General features: G+C 65.0%; 22 protein-coding genes. 20 read left to right on the top strand and 2 right to left on the bottom strand.

Annotation, left to right across the window (positions count from 1 at the left end; translation table 11 throughout):
- Positions 1 to 8 precede the first annotated feature (8 nt).
- From ACK59L_RS11225 to ACK59L_RS11315, 19 genes are read left to right on the top strand one after another with little or no spacing between them, the layout of a single operon-like run.
- A complete protein-coding gene (locus ACK59L_RS11225) occupies positions 9 to 263 on the top strand; it encodes an acyl carrier protein (RefSeq protein WP_023532695.1) in 255 nt (84 codons plus the stop codon).
- Positions 260 to 805 carry a hypothetical protein gene (locus ACK59L_RS11230; RefSeq protein ID WP_409273614.1) on the top strand — a complete coding sequence of 182 codons (546 nt, stop codon included), beginning with the start codon at positions 260 to 262 and terminating at the stop codon, positions 803 to 805. Before ACK59L_RS11225 ends, ACK59L_RS11230 begins: the two co-directional genes overlap by 4 nt.
- Positions 802 to 2481 (top strand): AMP-binding protein, encoded by a 1680-nt coding sequence (locus tag ACK59L_RS11235; protein ID WP_409273616.1) that lies wholly within the window; start codon positions 802 to 804, stop codon positions 2479 to 2481. The genes ACK59L_RS11230 and ACK59L_RS11235 overlap by 4 nt, the downstream gene beginning before the upstream one ends.
- A complete protein-coding gene (locus ACK59L_RS11240; RefSeq protein ID WP_167340054.1) occupies positions 2474 to 3208 on the top strand; it encodes a glycosyltransferase family 2 protein in 735 nt (244 codons plus the stop codon). The genes ACK59L_RS11235 and ACK59L_RS11240 overlap by 8 nt, the downstream gene beginning before the upstream one ends.
- Entirely contained in the window at positions 3205 to 4143 is a 939-nt protein-coding gene (locus ACK59L_RS11245; RefSeq protein ID WP_100852412.1) for a glycosyl transferase, read from the top strand. Before ACK59L_RS11240 ends, ACK59L_RS11245 begins: the two co-directional genes overlap by 4 nt.
- Positions 4124 to 5668: a histidine ammonia-lyase gene (hutH, locus tag ACK59L_RS11250; RefSeq protein WP_409273618.1), complete on the top strand. Its 1545-nt coding sequence runs from the start codon at positions 4124 to 4126 to the stop codon at positions 5666 to 5668. Before ACK59L_RS11245 ends, hutH begins: the two co-directional genes overlap by 20 nt.
- Complete coding sequence (locus ACK59L_RS11255) at positions 5661 to 6086, top strand: acyl-CoA thioesterase (RefSeq protein ID WP_409273620.1); 426 nt, start codon at positions 5661 to 5663, stop codon at positions 6084 to 6086. Before hutH ends, ACK59L_RS11255 begins: the two co-directional genes overlap by 8 nt.
- On the top strand, positions 6083 to 6697 hold the full coding sequence (locus ACK59L_RS11260; protein WP_409273622.1) for an outer membrane lipoprotein carrier protein LolA: 615 nt from the start codon (positions 6083 to 6085) through the stop codon (positions 6695 to 6697). Before ACK59L_RS11255 ends, ACK59L_RS11260 begins: the two co-directional genes overlap by 4 nt.
- On the top strand, positions 6687 to 9008 hold the full coding sequence (locus ACK59L_RS11265) for an MMPL family transporter (RefSeq protein ID WP_409273639.1): 2322 nt from the start codon (positions 6687 to 6689) through the stop codon (positions 9006 to 9008). The genes ACK59L_RS11260 and ACK59L_RS11265 overlap by 11 nt, the downstream gene beginning before the upstream one ends.
- Positions 9005 to 10162: a sodium:proton antiporter gene (locus tag ACK59L_RS11270; RefSeq protein WP_409273624.1), complete on the top strand. Its 1158-nt coding sequence runs from the start codon at positions 9005 to 9007 to the stop codon at positions 10160 to 10162. Before ACK59L_RS11265 ends, ACK59L_RS11270 begins: the two co-directional genes overlap by 4 nt.
- Positions 10149 to 11396, top strand: a complete 1248-nt coding sequence (locus tag ACK59L_RS11275) for an NAD(P)/FAD-dependent oxidoreductase (RefSeq protein WP_409273626.1) — start codon at positions 10149 to 10151, stop codon at positions 11394 to 11396. Before ACK59L_RS11270 ends, ACK59L_RS11275 begins: the two co-directional genes overlap by 14 nt.
- Positions 11393 to 12124 (top strand): class I SAM-dependent methyltransferase, encoded by a 732-nt coding sequence (locus tag ACK59L_RS11280; RefSeq protein ID WP_144964060.1) that lies wholly within the window; start codon positions 11393 to 11395, stop codon positions 12122 to 12124. The genes ACK59L_RS11275 and ACK59L_RS11280 overlap by 4 nt, the downstream gene beginning before the upstream one ends.
- Positions 12121 to 12606, top strand: coding sequence for a hypothetical protein (locus ACK59L_RS11285; RefSeq protein WP_409273628.1), 486 nt, complete (start codon positions 12121 to 12123; stop codon positions 12604 to 12606). The genes ACK59L_RS11280 and ACK59L_RS11285 overlap by 4 nt, the downstream gene beginning before the upstream one ends.
- Positions 12603 to 13796, top strand: a complete 1194-nt coding sequence (locus ACK59L_RS11290) for a beta-ketoacyl-[acyl-carrier-protein] synthase family protein (protein ID WP_409273630.1) — start codon at positions 12603 to 12605, stop codon at positions 13794 to 13796. Before ACK59L_RS11285 ends, ACK59L_RS11290 begins: the two co-directional genes overlap by 4 nt.
- Positions 13793 to 14260: a hotdog family protein gene (locus tag ACK59L_RS11295; protein WP_023532704.1), complete on the top strand. Its 468-nt coding sequence runs from the start codon at positions 13793 to 13795 to the stop codon at positions 14258 to 14260. The genes ACK59L_RS11290 and ACK59L_RS11295 overlap by 4 nt, the downstream gene beginning before the upstream one ends.
- Positions 14257 to 14985, top strand: a complete 729-nt coding sequence (fabG, locus tag ACK59L_RS11300) for a 3-oxoacyl-ACP reductase FabG (RefSeq protein ID WP_409273633.1) — start codon at positions 14257 to 14259, stop codon at positions 14983 to 14985. Before ACK59L_RS11295 ends, fabG begins: the two co-directional genes overlap by 4 nt.
- The gene (locus ACK59L_RS11305) at positions 14985 to 16211 is read left to right on the top strand and encodes a beta-ketoacyl-ACP synthase (RefSeq protein ID WP_058638110.1); all 1227 of its coding nucleotides are present in this window, start codon (positions 14985 to 14987) and stop codon (positions 16209 to 16211) included. Before fabG ends, ACK59L_RS11305 begins: the two co-directional genes overlap by 1 nt.
- A 21-nt stretch (positions 16212 to 16232) precedes the next feature.
- A complete protein-coding gene (locus ACK59L_RS11310) occupies positions 16233 to 16664 on the top strand; it encodes a hypothetical protein (RefSeq protein WP_058638111.1) in 432 nt (143 codons plus the stop codon).
- Between the two features lie 15 nt (positions 16665 to 16679).
- Positions 16680 to 17126 (top strand): hypothetical protein, encoded by a 447-nt coding sequence (locus ACK59L_RS11315; protein ID WP_027913518.1) that lies wholly within the window; start codon positions 16680 to 16682, stop codon positions 17124 to 17126.
- Positions 17127 to 17153: 27 nt separating this feature from the next.
- On the opposite strand, the gene ACK59L_RS11320 is transcribed toward ACK59L_RS11315, so the two are convergent.
- Complete coding sequence (locus tag ACK59L_RS11320) at positions 17154 to 18047, bottom strand: LysR family transcriptional regulator (RefSeq protein WP_058602927.1); 894 nt, start codon at positions 18045 to 18047, stop codon at positions 17154 to 17156.
- Positions 18048 to 18246: 199 nt separating this feature from the next.
- Between ACK59L_RS11320 and ACK59L_RS11325 the strand changes: the two genes are divergently transcribed.
- A complete protein-coding gene (locus ACK59L_RS11325) occupies positions 18247 to 19404 on the top strand; it encodes an MFS transporter (RefSeq protein WP_409273641.1) in 1158 nt (385 codons plus the stop codon).
- Between the two features lie 11 nt (positions 19405 to 19415).
- Here the strand turns inward: ACK59L_RS11325 and ACK59L_RS11330 are convergent.
- On the bottom strand, positions 19416 to 19825 hold a 410-nt coding region (locus ACK59L_RS11330), incomplete at its 5' end, for a cytochrome b/b6 domain-containing protein (protein WP_409273636.1).

Here is a 19825-nt window from a genome sequence, read left to right on the forward strand (position 1 = left end):
ATCGCATCATGCAAACCCGTGAAGACATCTTCAACATTCTGCGCGACGCCTTGGTCGAATTGTTCGAGCTCGAGCCTGAGCGCATTAGCCTGGACGCCAACCTCTACCAGGATCTGGAGATCGACAGCATTGACGCCGTCGACCTGATCGATCACATCAAGCGCCAGACAGGCAAGAAGATCGCCGCTGACGAGTTCAAGTCGGTGCGTACCGTCAACGACGTGGTCGAGGCTGTGTTCCGCCTGGTGAACCCGGCGGCATGAAGCGACTGATCGGCGCCGGCCTGCTGATCGCCGGGCTGCTGTATCCGTTCGCCGTGCATTTCGGCATGGCGCACTACGCCCCCTGGCAATTTGCCCTGCTGCTCGGCGGCCTCTGGCTGGCACGTGCGCTGAGCGCGCCTCGCCGGCCCGGCAGCCTGTGGATGGCAATCGCCGCCCTGGCGTTCTGTGGGCTGCTGGGGCTATCGGACAGCCAGGCACTGCTGCGTTGGTATCCGGTGCTCATCAGTACCTTCATGCTGGGGCTGTTCGGTAGCAGCCTGGTGCACGGCATGCCGGTGGCCGAACGCCTGGCACGCTTGAGCGACCCGGCGCTGCCGCCGCGCGCTGTGCGTTATACCCGGCAGGTCACCCAGGCCTGGTGCCTGTTCTTCCTGCTCAACGGCCTGATCGCGGCCGCCCTTACGCTGTGGGCGCCGTTGGGCTGGTGGACGCTCTACAACGGCGTGATCGCCTATGCCGCGATGGGCGTGCTGTTCGCCCTCGAATGGCTGATTAGACAACGTGTGCGAGGACGCTCATGAACTGGATCAACCTCGAACACCTGCTGCTGCCGCTGGATGCGCCGCGCCAGGTGACCCAAGCCCCCGCCCTGGACCACGCCGAACTGAGCCAGCAGGCACTGCGCCTGGCCGGTGGCCTGCGTGCGCGGGGTGTTCGCCGATTGGCGGTGCACCTGGAGGACGCCGCGCAACTGGCCGCCGTCCTGCTCGGTGCATGGCGGGCCGAGGTCGAGGTCTTGCTGCCGGCCGACCTGCAACCGGCCACCCGCGAGCGCTGGAATGCCCACGTAGACCTGTGGCTCACGGATCTGGCTGAGGACACATCGCCCAACAGCTTGCTGGACGCGCCCTTGCCACCTGCCATTCTGGACCTGGCCCGGTGCCGCATCAGCCTGTGTACCTCCGGGTCAAGCGGCGAGCCCAAGCGCATCGACAAGCAGGTCACGCAACTGGCCAGCGAGGTGAATGCGCTGGAGCACCTGTGGGGCAAGGCTCTGGGCCCTGCCTGGATCATCGGCAGCGTCGCTACCCAGCACATCTACGGCCTTCTGTTCCGCGTGCTGTGGCCCTTGTGCGCCGGGCGCGGGTTCGAGCGCCGCCAGTTGCCGTTCCCCGAGGACCTGCAACGGGCCAGCCGCGTCCACCCGGCCTTTGCCTGGGTCGCCAGCCCGGCGCTGCTCAAGCGCATGGGAGAAAACCTCGACTGGCCAGCCCTGCAACCGGTGCGCAAGGTGTTCTCGTCAGGCGGTGAGTTGCCCGCCGATGCAGCCGAGCGCCTGCACCAGCGGCTGGGCCAATGGCCAGCAGAGATCCTCGGCAGCTCGGAGACCGGCGGGATCGCCTGGCGCCAGGGGCAGTCGTTGTGGCAGCCGTTTGCCGGTGTACAGCTCAGCCAGAATGACCAGGGGGCGCTGTGCATCGCCTCGCCCTACCTCCCAGCGGGGCATGTGGAACACAGCGCCGACGCCGTCGAATTCTCGTCCGACGGGCGCTTTCGCTTGCTGGGGCGACTGGATCGGATCGTCAAGCTCGAAGAAAAACGAATTTCGCTCCCCATGCTCGAACAGGCCTTGTGCACGCATCCATGGGTGTCTGAAGCACGTCTTGGCATGATCGAAAACGGCCGGGCCAGCCTAGGCGCCGTGCTGGTGCCGACCCCCGCAGGCCTGCACGCCCTGCGCAACCAGGGGCGGCGGGCCTTGGTCGAGGCCCTGCGCAGCCACCTGGCAGGCCACTGCGAGGCGCTGGCACTGCCACGCCGTTGGCGCCTGGTGCAGCACTTGCCGCTCAACAACCAGGGCAAGCTGACCCAGGCTGCGCTGCAGGCATTGCTGCTGGCGCCTCGCAGCATGGCCCCGCATGTGCTGGAGCAGCACCGCGAAGGTGACGAGCTCCAGCTCAAGCTCGGCGTGCCCCTGGACCTTGCCTGTTTCCCAGGGCATTTTCCCCGCACGCCGGTGTTGCCCGGTGTGGTCCAGATCGACTGGGCCGTCGCGCTGGCCGCTGAGCTGACCGAGTCGCCGCTGCGGTTTGCTGGCATGGAGGTGCTCAAGTTCCAGCAGTTGGTGCGGCCCGGCGATGAGCTGGCGCTGAGCCTTCGCCTGGACACGTCACGCGGCAAGCTTTACTTCGCCTTCACCTGTGCCGGTCAACCGTGTTCGAGCGGCCGGGTTCTGTTGGAGAACGCCTGTGCATAAGCCCTGCGCGGTGATCCCGGTCTACAACCACGAACAGGCCGTCCCGGCGGTCGTGGACGATTTGCTGCGCGCGGGCCTGCCCTGCGTGCTGGTCGACGATGCCAGCGATGCAGGCTGCGCGCAGGTGCTCGCCCGGCTGGCCGAACAGAGGGATGTGTTCCTGGTCACCCTGCCTGTCAATCAGGGCAAGGGCGGTGCAGTCATGGCCGGCCTGCGCGAGGCGGCGCGACTGGGCTTCAGCCATGCGCTGCAGGTCGATGCCGATGGCCAGCACGACCTGGGCGATGTGCAGACGTTTCTGGAGCATTCCCGCCGTGCCCCCCAGGCACTGGTGTGCGGTTATCCACAGTACGACGCCAGTGTGCCCAAAGGGCGGCTGTACGCGCGTTACCTGACCCACGTCTGGGTGTGGATCAACAGCCTGTCGCTGCAGATTCCCGATTCCATGTGCGGGTTTCGGGTCTATCCGCTGCCAGCCACGCTGGCCCTGATCGACAACGTGCGCCTTGGCAAGCGCATGGACTTCGACCCGGAAATTCTCGTGCGCCTGGCCTGGCGCAACCAACCGATGCGCTGGTTACCGACGCGGGTACATTATCCCCAGGATGGCCTGTCGCATTTTCGCCTGGTCCACGACAACGCACTGATCTCCAAGATGCACGCCAAGCTGTTCTTCGGCATGCTGGTGCGAGCACCTGCAATCCTCTGGCGTCGGTGGCAGTCATGAGCACACCGTCGCAGCACTGGGCCGACCACCAGGAGCGGGGCAGCTTCTGGCTGATGAAGTTGACTGCCACCCTGGTACGGTTGCTTGGCCGCCGTGTGCTCAGCCCATTGATCCACCTGATCGTCGCCTACTTCTTCCTGTTCGGTCGCCGCGCCCGCCGCAGCGCGTGGCAGTACCAGCAACGCTTGCACCAATGGAACGCCGGGCAGACGCCTGCCCCAAGCTCATGGCAGGTCTTTCGTCAGTTCATGGCCTTTGCCGAGGCCCTGCTGGACAAGCTTGACGTGTGGAACGGCAAGCTGCGCATCGAGGATATCGAAATCCACGACCCGGCCGGCTTGCGTCAGCAACTGCGCGGCGCTCGCGGGCAGATGCTGGTGGGTGCTCACCTGGGCAACCTGGAAGTCTGCCGGGCCCTGGCCGAAATCGGCGAGCAGGTGACCATGAACGTGCTGGTGCACACCCGCCATGCCGAGCGCTTCAACCGCCTGCTGGGCGAGGCGGGAGCCACCAACCTGCGACTGATCCAGGTCAGCGAGCTGGACCCTGCGGTGATGCTGCAACTGTCCGAACGCCTGGAGCGTGGTGAATGGCTGGCCATCGCTGGGGATCGCGTGCCGCTGCACGGCGGGCGCACTGTCGAGGTGGACTTTCTAGGCCATCGCGCCGCCTTCCCGCAGGGCCCATGGTTACTGGCGGGCATGCTCGAATGCCCGCTCAACCTGCTGTTCTGCCTCAAGCACGACGGCCGCTATCACGTCACCCTCGAGCCCTTTGCCGAACGCCTGCAATGGCGACGTGGCCAGCGCGATCAAGTCATCGCCCAATGGGCCGCCCGCTACGCCGATCGCCTGGGCCACTACTGCACGCGCGCACCCCTGCAGTGGTTCAATTTCTACCCTTTCTGGAAGACCGATGACGATGCAAGCGCATGAACCTGTCACGTTCGGCGAATCGCCGCTGGCTATCGAAGACGTCGTGGCGCTGGCCGAAGGCCGTGCCACGGCACACCTGCAGGACGATGCTGCCTACCGCGAGCGCATTGCCCGCGGGGCGCGCTTTCTCGACACCCTGCTCGACAAGGAAGGGGTGATCTACGGCGTGACCACCGGCTACGGTGACTCCTGTGTCGTGGCCGTGCCGCTTGAACACGTCGAGGCGCTGCCACGCCACCTCTACACCTTCCACGGTTGCGGCCTCGGCAAGCTGCTGGACGCCTCGGCCACTCGCGCAGTGCTGGCTGCACGCCTGCGTTCACTCAGCCACGGCGTATCGGGTGTTCGCCTGGAACTGCTCGAGCGCCTGCGCGACTTCATTGCCCACGACATCCTGCCGCTGATCCCCGAAGAAGGTTCGGTAGGCGCCAGTGGCGACCTTACCCCGCTGTCCTACGTAGCCGCGACGCTCTCGGGCGAGCGCGAGGTGATGTTCCAGGGTCAACGCCGCCGCAGCGCCGACGTGCACCGCGAACTGGGCTGGCAGCCCCTGGTGCTCAGGCCCAAGGAAGCCCTGGCCCTGATGAACGGCACGGCAGTGATGACCGGCCTTGCGTGCCTGGCATTTGCCCGCGCCGATTATCTTCTGCACCTGGCAACCCGGATCACTGCATTGAACGTGGTTGCCTTGCAAGGCAACCCCGAGCACTTCGACGAGCGCCTGTTCGCCGCCAAGCCGCACCCTGGCCAGGCGCAGGTCGCCGCCTGGCTGCGCCAGGACCTGGCGATCGACGCCCCCCTGCCGCCCTTGCACCGCCTGCAGGACCGCTATTCGCTACGCTGCGCGCCCCATGTCCTGGGGGTGCTGGCCGACAGCCTGGACTGGTTGCGCGGTTTCATCGAGACCGAGCTCAACAGCGCCAACGACAACCCGATCATCGACGGTGATGCCGAGCGCGTGCTGCACGGTGGGCATTTCTACGGCGGGCACATCGCCTTTGCCATGGACAGCCTGAAAACCCTCGTCGCCAACGTGGCCGACCTGCTCGACCGACAGCTCGCGCTGGCGGTGGATGTGCGTTACAACCACGGCCTGCCGAGCAACCTGTCGGGCGCACCGGCCGAGCGCGCCATGATCAACCATGGGTTCAAGGCTGTGCAGATCGGGGCCAGCGCCTGGACCGCCGAAGCGCTCAAGCAGACCATGCCCGCCAGCGTGTTTTCGCGCTCAACCGAATGCCACAACCAGGACAAGGTGAGCATGGGCACCATCGCCGCCCGCGATGCCCTGCGGGTCCTGGAGCTGACCGAGCAAGTCGCCGCCGCGGCACTGCTGGCCGCCAATCAGGGCGTTTGGTTGCGCAGCCAGCAGGCTCAGGCACACGCGTTGCCCCCTGCGCTGGCGCAGATGCACGAGGCGTTGCTGCAGGAGTTCGCGCCGGTCATCGAAGACCGCGCACTTGAAGGCGACCTGCGCCACTGCCTGGTGCGCATCGGTCAACGTCACTGGAGGCTGCATGCGTAACCCTGGCGTTTTCCACGTCGACACCGAGGTCATCGTGCCGTTTTTCGATGTCGACAGCATGCATGTGGTCTGGCATGGCCATTATGTGAAGTACCTGGAAGTGGCACGATGCGCCCTGCTCGACCGCCTGGCGCACAACTATGTGCAGATGCAGGCCAGCGGCTATGCATGGCCGGTGATCGACCTGCAGCTGCGCTACATGCGCGGCGCGACGTTCGGCCAGCGCCTGAATGTGAGGGCCAGCCTGGTGGAATGGGAAAACCGCCTGAAGCTGCATTACCTGATCAGCGATGCCGGGACCGGGGAGCGCATGACCCGTGCCAGTACGGTTCAGGTGGCCGTGCACATCGACAGTGGCGAGATGCAGCTGGCCTCGCCGCAGGCCATGCTCGATGCCGTGCAGCAGGTGTTGCCATGACCCCTGCGCTAAAACGGCTGGCCCGCGTGCTGGCAACGCTGGCGGTGCTGATCGTCAGCCCCTTGAGCGCAGCCTTCGACCTGGACGACCTGCAACGCCAGCTCAGCGCACCTGCGGTGGTCAAGGGCCCATTCATTCAGGAAAAACACCTGCGTGCCCTGCCTCAGCCCTTGCTGAGCGAGGGTGAGTTCGTGCTTGCCCGTGATCATGGCCTGCTCTGGATGCTGCATACCCCCCTGCGTCAGGACTACCGGATCGACGCCCAGGGCATTGCCCGGCGCGACCCGAGCGGCTGGCAAGTGTTGCCAAGCCGCAGCGCCGGTGCGCAGCAAAACCAGCTGTTCTTTGCCGTGCTGCAAGGTGACAGCACCGGGCTGCAGCGTGATTTCGAACTGGCGTTGAGCGGCGATGCAACCCAGTGGCAGCTGCGTCTGAAGCCACGCTCGTTGCTGCTCAAGCAAATCTTCAGCCGCATCGACATCAGCGGTGGGCGTTTCGTGCAGCGCATCGAGCTGAGCGAGACCCAAGGCGACAGCACGGTATTGCGCCTGCCTGAAAGCACCGGTGCGGCCGAGCTGAGCGACATGGAGCGCAGTGACTTTGCCGATTGAACGCCAGTTGCCGCGCCTGTTCGCCTGCCTGCTGCTGATCATGCTGGCCGTGGCCGGCTGGCAATGGCACCGTGGCGCGCCCTTGTCTGCCGACTTGATGGCGCTGGTGCCCGGCGCGACCCAAGATCCTCTGGTGCAACAGGCCGAGCAGCGGATGCAGGAACCGCTCAACCGCGAGTTGCTGCTTCTGGTCGGCCACGCTCAGCGTCAACAGGCAGTGGCGCTGGCACAACGGTTGGCGGATCAGTGGCAGGTCAGTGGCCTGTTCGAAAAGGTGCAGTGGAGCCTGGACACCGACCTGCAGGCGGTGCGAGACCAGTTGCTCAAAGGCCGCCTGGCCATGCTGCCGGCCTCTGACCGGCAACAATTGCAGCAGCAGCCGGACGCCTTCGTGGCGCAGCGCGTCCAGAGCCTGGTCGACCCCTTTGCAGGGTTCAGCCTGGTGCCGGGCCAGGACGACTGGTTAGGGCTGACCGGGCGCATCCAGAATGCCCAGCCCAAGCCCGCGAACGTGGAACTGGACACCGCCAGCGGTGCCTTGATTGCCCAGGCCGAAGGGTATTACTGGGTGCTGGTGCGCGCGCGCACCCTGGGCAATGCCTTCGACATGCATCTGCCCCTACAGGTGGCGGATTTGCTGGCCCAGGGGCGTGTGCAGGCGAGCGCCGTCGATGCGCGGTTACTGGCCGCCAGCGGCCTGCTGCACGCCGCCGCCGGCCAGCAGCAAGCCAGCCGGGAGATCACCTGGGTAGGCGGCGGGGCAACGCTGGGTATCTTGCTGTTGCTATTGCTGGCCCTGCGCAACGTGCGCGCGCTGCTGGCGTTCGTGCCCGTGCTGGTCGGCATGCTGTTTGGCTCAGTGGTGTGCGTGGCAGTGTTCGGCCAGATGCACGTCATGACCCTGGTCCTGGGCTCCAGCCTGATCGGCGTCGCGATAGACTATCCGCTGCATTATTTGACCAAGAGCTGGAGCCTCAAGCCCTGGCAAAGCTGGACGGCCGTGCGCCTGACCCTGCCAGGCATGAGCCTGAGCCTGGCCACCAGTTGCATCGGCTATCTGGCATTGGCCTTCACCCCATTCCCGGCGCTGACCCAGATTGCCGTTTTCTCCGCCGCTGGTCTGATGGGCGCCTACCTTGGTGCGGTGTGCCTGGTTCCGGCCCTACTGACCAAGGCTCAACTGCAACCCGCGGATTGGCCGATGCGTATCGCCCAGGCGCTCACCCGCTGGCGTGAGGCATTGCTGCGCAAAGTGCCGAGCGCAGCGTTGCTGGCCCTGCTACTGCTGTTCTGCGCCAGCGGCCTCTGGCACCTGCAGACCCACAACGATATCCGCCAATGGGTGGGCACCCCGCCGCAGCTGTTGCAGCAAGCCCAGGCAGTAGCACGTATCACCGGTTACCAGCCCACCAGCCAGTTCTACCTGGTGCGGGCTGCCGACCAGCAGCAATTGCTCGAACGCACCCAGCAGCTGGGGGCCAAGCTGGACGAGTTGGTGGCGCTGGACAAGCTCAAGGGCTACATGAGCCTCGGCCAACTGATCGCTACCCCTGCCGAGCAAGCACAGGTGCGCGAGGCCTTGGCTGCGCTACCTGAGCATTGGCAGCCGCTACTGGCGCTCGGCGTTCCCCAAGCGGCCCTAGACGCTGAAGTCGCGCAACTGCGCGCACTGCCACTGCAGCGCATCGACGACGTGCTGGCAGGCCCATTGGGCGAGGCATGGCGACCCTTGTGGCTGGGCAGCGCAGGTGACGGCGTTGCTGCCATCGTCAGCCTGCAAGGCTTGTCTGACGCCGCCCTGTTGCGGTTGCAGACGCAGGACCTGCCCGGTGTACAGCTGGTTGATCGTCTCGGCGAGCTGAACCAGTTGTTCGCCGCCACCCAGGTCAGCGCAGCGGAGCTCAAACTGCTTTCGTGCGCGTTGATCTTGATGCTGCTGGCCGTACCTTTCGGGTTGCGGGGATCTTTGCGCATCGTGGCCCTGCCGCTGCTGGCTGCGCTGTGCAGCCTGGCGAGCCTCGGCTGGCTGGGCGAGCCGTTGACACTGTTCAGCCTGTTCGGGCTACTGCTGGTGACAGCCATCAGCGTCGACTACGCCATCCTCATGCATGAGCGCATAGGCGGCGCCGCGGTGAGCCTGCTCGGAACCTTGCTGGCTGCGTTGACCACATGGCTGTCGTTCGGCCTGCTGGCACTGTCCAGCACGCCGGCCGTCAGCAACTTTGGCGTGGCGGTGAGCCTGGGGCTGGTGTTCAGCTTCCTGCTGGCGCCTTGGGCAGCGCCCCGCGAGGGAGCACACGACCGCTCATGATGATCGTTATCTTCTGGGCGCTGGCGCTGGCGCTCTTCACCCTGGCCAGCAGGCTGGGCAAGCGCCTCGGGTTGATCCCGATCGTCAGCCATCTGTTGCTGGCAGCGCTGGTGCTCCCTGCCTTGATGGGCCTGTGGGTGACGCCGCATTGGCGCTTGGAGGGCACTGCGCTGATCGCACCGGCATGGGTAAAAACGCTCTACGGCGGTAGTTTCGCCCTGTTGCTCGGCCACATTCTGATCGACGTGCTGGCGCTGCGCCCGGACCGCCAGGCGCTGAAACTTGCCGTACCCAGTTTCCTGCTGCCGTTCGCCTGCGGTATCGCCTGTGCCTTCTGGGTGATAGGGCTGAGCGGTGTCGGTGCGCTAGCACTGGGGCTGGTGTTCGCGATCACCGCCATACCGGTGCTCTACCTGTATCTCCAGGCAATCGGTTATCCCCCGGCGGCCAGCCGGCGGTTGTTGCAGGCTGCCATCCTGATCGACCTGGCATGCTGGCTGTTGCTAGGGGTAGGCCAGGGCAGCCTAGACCCCGGCACACTGGCCTTGCCGCTATTGGCGGCACTGCTGCCGTGGCCATTGCACGCACTGGGCTTGCGTGCGCCTTCGCTGTATGGCGCGTTGTTCCTAGTGCTGTTGTTCATTGCCGAACACTACAAGCTCAACGCACTGGTGCTGGGGGTTGGCTATCTGGCGTGCCTGGCCTGGCTCAAGGTCGCGGCGGCATTGCCGCTACCAGAGCGGTACAACCGCCGCGTGCAGCAGGGTTTGGCGGTACCCATGATCCTGACTTACGGCGTGGTGCAGATCGATGCCCATCAAGCCTTGGGGCAGTTGGACGCGTGGCAGCTAGTTGCCCTGCTGGTGCTTCCGATCGTCAGCAAGTTGCTGGGCAACTGGCTGGGCCTGTGCTGGGCTGCTCCGTCGCCCGGCGCTGCCGGCAAATGGCGCGAGAGCCTGCTGCTGAACATTCGCGGCCTCAGTGAAATCGTTTTCCTCAACCTGCTGCTTTCCCAGCAGTTGATCACCCCAGCGGTGTACTTCGCGCTCATGCTGATGAGCCTGGTCGCCACCCTGATGCCGGCGCTGGCTGGCCTTCATCGCCTTCCACTCAACACAGAACCCATGGCAAGGAGCCCGCATGCCAAACCTTGAAACCCAACAACGCGAGGTCCTGGTCATCGGCGCCGGGCCTTCCGGCGCCATCGCGGCGGCCTTGCTCAAGCGCAGCGGGCACGACGTACTGGTGATCGAGCGTCAGCGTTTCCCGCGTTTTTCCATCGGCGAAAGCCTGCTGGCGCACTGCCTGGACTTCGTCGAAGAGGCGGGCATGCTGGACGCCGTGCGGGCGGCAGGTTTCCAGTACAAGAATGGCGCTGCATTCGCCTGGGGCGACGAATACACCGCCTTCGACTTCGGGCAGACCTTCACGCCAGGCAAGACCAGCACCTTCCAGGTGCAGCGTGCCCGCTTCGACCAGATACTGGCCGACCAGGCCCAGGCTCAGGGCGTGGAAATCCGCTACGAGCATGAAGTTGTCAGCGCCGACATGGGCGGGCCCCAGCCGCAGGTAGTGGTGCGCCGGCCCGATGGCAGCGAGTACCTGCTCCAGGCCCAGTTCGTCCTGGATGCCAGCGGCTACGGCCGCGTGCTGCCGCGCCTGCTGGACCTTGAAGCCCCGTCCGCTTTCCCAGTGCGCAAAGCGGTCTTCACGCACATCGAAGACCGCATCGACCACCCCGGCTTCGATCGCGACAAGATCCTCATCACCACCCACCCCGAGCACCGTGACGTCTGGTTCTGGACCATTCCCTTCAGTGATGGTCGCACCTCGTTGGGGGTAGTGGCTGCCGCTGAGCGCTTTGCCGCTGCCCCTGACGACCTCGATGCGTGCCTGAAGCACTTCGTGGCGCAAGCGCCTGGCCTGGCCAAGGTGCTGGCCAATGCAGTCTGGGACACCCCGGCTCGCACCATCGGCGGCTATTCGGCCAACGTGAAGGCGCTGCATGGGCCGGGCTACGCCCTGCTGGGCAATGCAGCGGAATTCCTTGACCCGGTGTTCTCCTCCGGTGTCACCATCGCCATGCGCTCTGCCAGCATGGCTGCCGGCCTGCTGCACCGCCAACTGCAAGGGGAGGCAGTGGACTGGCAGAGCGCGTTTGCCGAGCCGCTGCAGCGTGGCGTCGATACCTTCCGTGTGTACGTGGAAGGCTGGTACGACGGCAGTTTCCAGGATGTGATCTATCACCCCGGCAGCTCATCGGAGATTCGCGCCATGATCAGCTCCATACTGGCCGGGTATGCCTGGGATACACGTAACCCGTTCGTCGCCGAGCCGCGGCGCCGGCTGCGTACTCTGGCCGAACTGTGCGCAAGGGACACCCCATGACCCAGCGCCCGTTCCTGAGCGAGACTTACGTGGAAGAAACCCGCATCGGGTTTCGCTTCCTGAGCAGCCACACCTGGCAGCATCACGTGCTGCGGGTGGCAATCGATGACCTCGCCCGGCTCTTCGCAGGCGCCCTTCCCCAGGCGCCGGTTCTGCTCGATGCCGGCTGCGGGCAGGGCAAGTCGTTCAAGCACCTGCAGCGGGTATTCGCTCCCTCCAGGCTGCTGGGCACCGACGCCGATCCGCACAGCCTCGACCTCAGCGCAGCCGAGGCCAAGCGCCTCGGCATCGAGGTGGAGTTGTCAGGCGGTGACTGCGCCAACCTGCCCTACCCCGATGCCAGCATCGATGTACTGTTCTGCCACCAGACCTTCCATCACCTGGTCGAGCAGGAAAAGGCCCTGGCCGAGTTCTACCGCGTACTTAAACCGGGCGGCTACCTGCTGTTCGCCGAATCCACGCAAGCCTATATCGATACCTGGGTCATTCGCTGGTTCTTCCGTCACCCCATGCACGTGCAGAAAAGCGCCGAGGGCTATCTGCACATGCTGCGCGTGCAGGGGTTCGCGTTCGGGCCCGACAACGTGTCCTATCCCTACCTGTGGTGGAGCCGGGCCAAGGACTTCGGCCTGCTGGAGCGCCTGGGCCTGCGCAAGCCTCCACCGGTCGGCGAACGCGATGAAACGCTGGTCAATGTAGTGGCTCGCAAGCCCCTGGAGCACGCATGAAACCCTGGATGGCGGTTGCCCTTTGCCTGATGCTCGGTGCCTGCGCCGCCAGGGCACCACTGCCCGCATCCCTTCCGGCGCTTGCCCTGCCGCAGCAACTGCATGTTGAGCGCGCCCAGGCCGGGCAGCGCCAGGACTGGCTGCTGGTGATCCAGGACGAGGGCGGCCGTCTGCGCTGGTCGCTGCTCGACCTGCTGGGTATTCCCCAGGCGCGACAAGTGCTGGACGGCCAGCAATGGCAGGCCGACGGCTTGCTGCCACCTAACCCGGCGGCCCGCGAGTTGTTCGCCGCCGTGCTGTTCGCCCTCACGCCACAGGACCAGCTGGTCCGGTTGTATCCCCAGGCCCGGGAGCAGCAGGGGCAGCGTTGGCTGGGCGCGCGCTGGCGGGTAACCTACCGCACGGCCCACGCGTTTGACTTGCACCTGGACCAAGGCCTGCGCTATGTAATCGACTCCCTGCCCCGTGAGCACACACCATGACCGCCTACCTCAATGCCCTGGGCCTGATCTGCGCCCTGGGCCATGGCCAGGCCGACGTCGCCGCACGCCTGTTTGCCGGCGACGGTTCAGGGATGCGGCCCGCCGCAGGCTGGATTCCCGAGCGCCAGCCGCCGGTGGGCGCGGTGACGCAGCCGCTGCCAGCCGTCCCCTTGCCGGAGCAGCACAGCCGCAACAACCAGCTGTTGTACGCCGCCGCGCTGCAGATCGAGCCCGCCCTGCGCCAGGCGATCACGCAATACGGTGCCCACCGTGTTGGAGTGGTCTTGGGCACCAGCACGTCGGGCATCGCCGAAGGCAGTACCGCCATCGGCCACTTCCTGGCGGGCGGCCACTTCCCGGCCGATTATCACTATGACCAGCAAGTGTTGAGCGCGCCGGCGGACTTTCTCGCCGACTGGCTGCAACTGGGCGGGCCGGCCTATGTGATTTCAACCGCGTGCACCTCCAGCGGTCGCGCGCTGCTGAGCGCTCGGCGTCTGCTGGACCTGGGCGTATGCGATGCGGTGTTGTGCGGCGGGGTGGACAGCCTCTGTCACCTCACGCTCAACGGGTTCAGCGCCCTGGAAGCGATCAGCGAGCGCCGCTGCAATCCGTTCTCGGCCAACCGCGACGGCATCAACATCGGCGAGGCTGCCGCCTTGTTCTTGATGACCCGCGCGCCCGAAGCGCAAGGCGAGCGCATCGCCTTGCTCGGCGCAGGCGCCAGTTCCGACGCCCACCACATCTCCGCGCCCGACCCAACTGGCGCCGGTGCCTTGCAGTGCATGGGCAAAGCGCTGGACAATGCCGGGCTTGAGCCCGCGCACATCCATTACCTGAACCTGCACGGCACCGCCACGCCCCATAACGACGCCATGGAAAGCCTGGCCGTCGATACCCTGTTCGGCGCCGGCCTGCCGTGCTCATCCAGCAAGCCGATGACGGGCCATACCCTGGGCGCTGCCGGTGCGCTCGAGGCGGCGTTCTGCTGGCTGAGCCTGAGCAGGCACAACCCGTTGGGCTTGCTGCCGCCGCACCTGTGGGACGGCCAGCCTGACCCTGCCCTGCCTGAACTGACCCTGGTCGACGGCAGCCAGCGCCTGGCAACCCATGGCCCACGCCGACTGATGAGCAACTCGTTCGCCTTCGGCGGCAACAACGTCAGCCTGATTCTTGGAGACATCGCATGATCACCTGGCCCCTGGCCGAGCTGCTGCCCCATGCTGGCGACATGATCCTGATCGATCACATCGAGCACTGTGACGAGGAGCAGATCAGCACCCGCACCACCGTACGGCCCGGCGCACTGTTCAATCGCGCCGATGGCAGCCTGCCGGCCTGGTTCGGCATCGAGCTGATGGCCCAGAGCGTCGCCGCCTACGCCGGTTGCCGGGCGCGACGCAATGGCCAGGCCGTCGAGCTGGGTTTTTTGCTCGGTGCCCGCAAGTACACGTGCGATGTCGAGTCTTTCCCGGCCGGCGCCCAATTGCATGTCCATGCCCAACGCTCGCTCGAAGACGAGAACGGCATGGGCGTTTTCGAATGTCACCTGCGCGGCCCCGGCATCCACGCCACCGCCCGCCTGAATGTGTACCGCCCGCCTCAAGCGGCCAGCTACCTGGCCGAAGCGGGCCCTGAGGAGCCCCTATCATGACTGATACCATCCTGGTGACCGGTTCGAGCCGTGGAATCGGCCGTGCCATCGCCCTGCGCCTGGCACGTTCGGGTTACGACCTGGTACTGCATTGCCGCAGCGGCCGGGCCGAAGCCGACGTGGTGGCCGATCAAGTGCGTGCTCTGGGGCAGCAGGCGCGCGTATTGCAGTTCGACATCGGCGAACGCGCCGCCTGCCGCGTGGCGCTCGAAGCCGACGTGGAGGCGCACGGTGCCTACTACGGCGTGGTGTGCAATGCCGGCCTGACCCGCGATGGCGCTTTCCCCGCGCTGACCGACGAGGATTGGGACCAGGTGCTGCGGACCAACCTGGACGGTTTCTACAATGTGCTGCAGCCACTGACCATGCCCATGATCCGCCGCCGCGCGCCGGGCCGCATCGTCTGCATCACCTCGGTTTCAGGGCTCATCGGCAACCGCGGGCAGGTCAATTACAGCGCTTCGAAGGCGGGCCTGATCGGGGCGGCCAAGGCCCTGGCAATCGAACTGGGCAAGCGGCGCATCACCGTCAACTGCGTAGCGCCCGGGCTGATCGACACGGCCATGCTCGACGAACATGTGCCGGTGGAAGAACTGATGAAGATGATCCCTGCCGGGCGCATGGGCACCGCTGAAGAGGTAGCAGGCGCCGTCAACTTCCTCATGTCGCCGGAGGCCAGCTACATCACCCGCCAAGTGCTGGCGGTCAACGGGGGGCTGTGCTGATGCGCCGCGTGGTCGTCACCGGCATGGCCGGCATCACCTCGCTGGGCAACGACTGGGCAACCATTGCCGGTCATTTCGCCAGCCAACGCAGTGGTATCCGCCGCATGGACGAGTGGGACCGCTTCGAGGAAATGAACACGCGCCTGGCCGGGCCCATCGATGATTTCAAGGTCCCGGCGCACTGGACGCGCAAGCAGCTTCGCAGCATGGGCCGGGTGTCGCGCCTGGCCGTTGGCGCTGCCGAACAGGCCCTCGCCGATGCAGGCTTGCTCGGCGACCCGAGCATTCGCGATGGCCGCATGGGCGTTGCCTGCGGTTCATCCACCGGCAGTACCGACGAGATCAAGGCGTTCGGCAACATGCTGCTCAACTCGGTGGCCGACGGGCTCAACGCCAATTCCTATGTGCGCATGATGCCGCACACGACCGCCGCCAACATCAGCATTTTCTTCGGCCTGACCGGGCGCCTGATCCCCACATCCAGTGCCTGCACCAGCGGCAGCCAGGGCATTGGTTATGCCTATGAAGCCATCAAGTACGGGCGCTTGCCGATGATGCTGGCCGGCGGTGCCGAAGAACTGTGCCCGACCGAGGCCATGGTCTTCGACGCGCTCTATGCCACCAGCCTCAAGAACGACACGCCGCACCTCAGCCCGCGCCCCTACGACTGCGGCAGGGATGGCCTGGTGATCGGCGAAGGCGCCGGCATGCTGGTGCTCGAAGAGCTTGAGCATGCACGGGCGCGAGGCGCGAAGATTCATGCCGAAATCATCGGTTTCGGCAGCAACGCCGACGGCCAGCACACCACCCGACCCGAACAGTCGACCATGCGCCGGGCCATGGAACTGGCGCTCGAAGATGCAGGCCTGGCACCGGAGGCGATTGGCTATGTGAACGGCCATGGCACCGCGACCGAGCAAGGCGACATCGCCGAAACCCTGGCCACCAGCAGCCTGTTCGGCCCACGCATGCCCCTCAGTTCGCAGAAGAGCTTCCTGGGCCATACCCTGGGGGCGTGCGGTGCGCTGGAGTCCTGGTTCAGCATCGAAATGATGAACAGCGACCGCTATGTGCACACGCTGAACCTGGACGCGGTAGACCCTCGCTGCGGCGAACTGGATTACCTGCGTGGTGAGTTCCGCCACATGAGCCACGGGTTCGTGATGAACAACAATTTTGCCTTCGGCGGGGTCAACACGTCGCTGATCTTCCGCCGCTGGCCCTGACCCTCGATAGGAGCGCAAGGAATGTCCTCACTGCTACGCGCCGCTGCACTAGGGCTGGTACTGGCCGGCCTTGCCGGTTGTACCTCCAAGCCGGTGCTCAACCCCTCGGAACAACTGGCTGCTGCCACCCCTTACACCCAGCAGCAGGTCCAGCAGGCGATCCTCAAGGCCATCGTCGAGCGTGGCTGGACGGCCCGTTCGGTGGGCGCCTCGGTCATTCAGGCCGACATCACCGTGCGCAATACCTTCTACGCCGCCGTGGATATTCACTACAGCGCCAGCCAGTTCCGCATCGATTACCGCGATAGCCGCGAACTGGGCTATGACGACGGCAAGATCCACCGCAACTACAACCGCTGGGTCTACAACCTGGACCGCAGCATCGTGCGCCAGCTCAACGCACTGTCCGCCGATCAGCTTCTGCAACGCAGCAACGCCTCATCCAACCACTGACCAAGGAAGACCCCGATGCGCTTGAAAACCTTGACCGCCGCCACCGCCCTGCTGCTCGCTGCCCTACCCGGCCTGAGCCAGGCTCGCGACACGGCGCTGTACCTGCCGTTCGAAAAGGTGGTGCAGCAGATGCTCGCCGAAAAGAAGCTCGATGGCTCGGTCAAATTCTACCTGGCCGGCGTAAAGCCGCGCGGCAAGGTCACCGTGATCAGCCCCAACTCGGTCACCAACAAGAAAACCAACGCCTTCAACAAGAGTGACGAGGCTGCCTGTGAGTGGGCCCTGCAATCCGCGTTGCTGACCTTGCAGGACGCTGCTCGCAAGGCCAACGCCAATGCCGTGACGAACATCGCCAGCTACTACAAGCGCAACGAGCGCAAGGACGCTTCCACCTACGAATGCCACGCCGGTGCAGTGATTGCCGGTGTTGCGCTCAAGGGTGACCTGGCCCGCGTCAACTGATGACCTGCCCCGCTCACCGGGCAGGTTTCATCCCTGAACCTGCCCGGTGAGCAGCTCGGCAAACGCCTCGGCCATCGCCGACCTGCGGCACTGGCGCTGTACCAGCCAGACCGCCGAGGTGGCCTGCTCGTCCAGCAAGGTGCGGTACACCACGCCCTCGATGCGCATGCGCTGATAGGACGCCGGCAGCACCGACACCCCAAGCCCCGCCGACACCAGGCCGATGATGGTCATGGCCTCCCCTGCTTCCTGCGCGAAATGGGGACTGAAACCCGCCTGGCGCGCCAGATCCAGTAACTGCGCGTACAAACCACTGCCGTAGCTGCGTGGAAAGAAAACGAAAGGCTCGTGGGCCAGCGCTGCCAGGTGCACACCCTGCTCGGCGCCGTTGGCCAGCGCATGGGAGGCGTTGATCACTGCCACCAAGGGCTCACGAAACAGTTCGGTCGCAACCAGGCCGTCGGCCAGCGGCATGGGTCGCATCAGCCCCACTTCGATGGACTCGTCGAATACGCCCTGCGCCACTTCGCGGCTGCTCATCTCCATGAGGTTCAGGTGCACGGCAGGGAAGCGCTGCCGGAACGCATGAATCGCCTTGGGAATTTTCGATGTGAACGGGGCCGAGGATGTGAAGCCGATCTTCATTTCACCCAGTTCGCCCAACTGTGCGCGGCGGGCGACATCGGCGGCCTTTTCGACCTGCGCCAACACCTGACGGGCCTCTTCCAGAAACAGTCGCCCGGCCTCGCTGAGCTCGACACGGCGGTTGGTCCGCTCGAACAGCCGCGCACCGAGTTCCTGCTCGAGCGCAAGGATCTGTTGGCTAAGTGGCGGCTGCGAGATGCCCAGTTGCTGGGCTGCCCGGCCGAAGTGCAGCTCTTCGGCAACCGCGACGAAATAGCGTAAGTGGCGCAGCTCCATCACCTACCTCATAGGTCGTGAAACGTCTTAATTAGGTCGAACAATATATTGGACCTAATTATTAGCCAGCTATATGATTTTTTCACTGCCTCTGAGGTACTTGCCCGTGAAAACCGCTGTAGCCCTCGTATCGACCAAACCCGAACCCGAGCCTGTGACCTCGCACGACGCCTGGATCGAAAAGGGCAGCCCGGCGTTCATGAGAACGGTACTGGCGCTGTTCAGCGGCGGCTTCGCCACCTTTGCCCTGCTCTACTGCGTACAACCGATGATGCCCTTGCTGTCGAAGGAATTCGGCATCAACGCTGCACAGAGCAGCCTGGTGCTTTCGGTCTCGACTGGCATGCTGGCGCTTGGGCTGCTGGTCACGGGCCCGATCTCTGACCGCATCGGCCGCAAGCCAGTGATGGTGGCGGCCCTGGGCTGCGCGGCCTTGTCCACGATAGCCAGCGCGCTGATGCCGACCTGGGAGCTGGTCCTGGCAACTCGGGCCTTGGTCGGGTTGTCGTTGAGCGGGCTGGCGGCCGTGGCCATGACCTACCTCAGTGAAGAGATCCACCCACAGCACATTGGCCTGGCCATGGGCCTGTACATCGGCGGCAATGCCATCGGCGGCATGTGCGGGCGCCTGATCACGGGCGTGCTGATCGATTTCGTCAGCTGGCACGCGGCATTGCTCACCTTGGGAAGCCTGGCACTGCTGGCGGCCATTGTGTTCTGGAAGGCATTGCCCGAGTCGCGCAACTTCCAGCCTCAGACCCTGAACCCACGCACGCTGGTCAACGGGTTCCTCATGCACTTCAAGGACGCCGGCCTGCCCTGGCTGTTTCTCGAAGCCTTCCTGCTCATGGGCGCCTTCGTCACGCTCTTCAACTACATCGGCTACCGCTTGCTGGCCGAGCCTTATCACATGAATCAAGCTCTGGTGGGTTTGCTGTCGGTCGTCTACCTGTCTGGCATCTACAGTTCGGCCCAGGTGGGCGCTCTGGCTGACAGGCTGGGGCGACGCAAGGTGTTCTGGGCCAGCATCGTGGTCATGGGCGGCGGCCTGCTGATGACCCTGGCCACCCCGCTGGCGCTGGTGATCATTGGCATGCTGGTGTTCACCTTCGGCTTCTTCGGTGCGCATTCGGTGGCCAGCAGCTGGATTGGCCGTCGGGCGCTGAAGGCCAAAGGGCAGGCTTCATCGCTATACCTGTTCAGCTACTACGCAGGGTCCAGCGTGGCCGGCACGGCCGGTGGGGTGTTCTGGCACCAATGGGGCTGGAATGGGATCGGCCTGTTCATTGGCAGCCTGCTGACCGTGGCGTTGCTGGTGGCCTTGCACTTGAGCAAGCTACAACCCAAGGCTGCCTGACCGGCGGTCGCTCAGGGAAGCATTCGACTTATTACACGCCGCCCAGCAAATTCATGCATGACGACTGCCCCCACGTGCAACGCAACGACCAAAGCCAAGGCGGCGTTCGATGCGATATGCAGCGTAAACCAGGCGCTTAGCCAAAACGGATCAGTGAGCAAGGGCACGATTGCAAACCAGCCAAATACGTCAATTGCTCGGTCCATCATCAGCACGCCTGAAGTCAGCACCAAAGCGGTCAGCCAGTAGATGCCTTCGTGAACGACATGCGCTATGCGCCGTAAAAAGGGGTTCTCGTTTGACACACAAGGCCTTGGCTTCATATAACGCATCAACCAACGCAGCAGAAAGACCGGAATGAACAGCGTAGTCAGCCCTACATTCACGAACCCGACCCACTGAGCTGTGGCGGGCTCCCCAG

The organism is Pseudomonas sp. KCJK9111, assembly GCF_046231935.1.
Lineage (GTDB): Bacteria > Pseudomonadota > Gammaproteobacteria > Pseudomonadales > Pseudomonadaceae > Aquipseudomonas > Aquipseudomonas parafulva_B.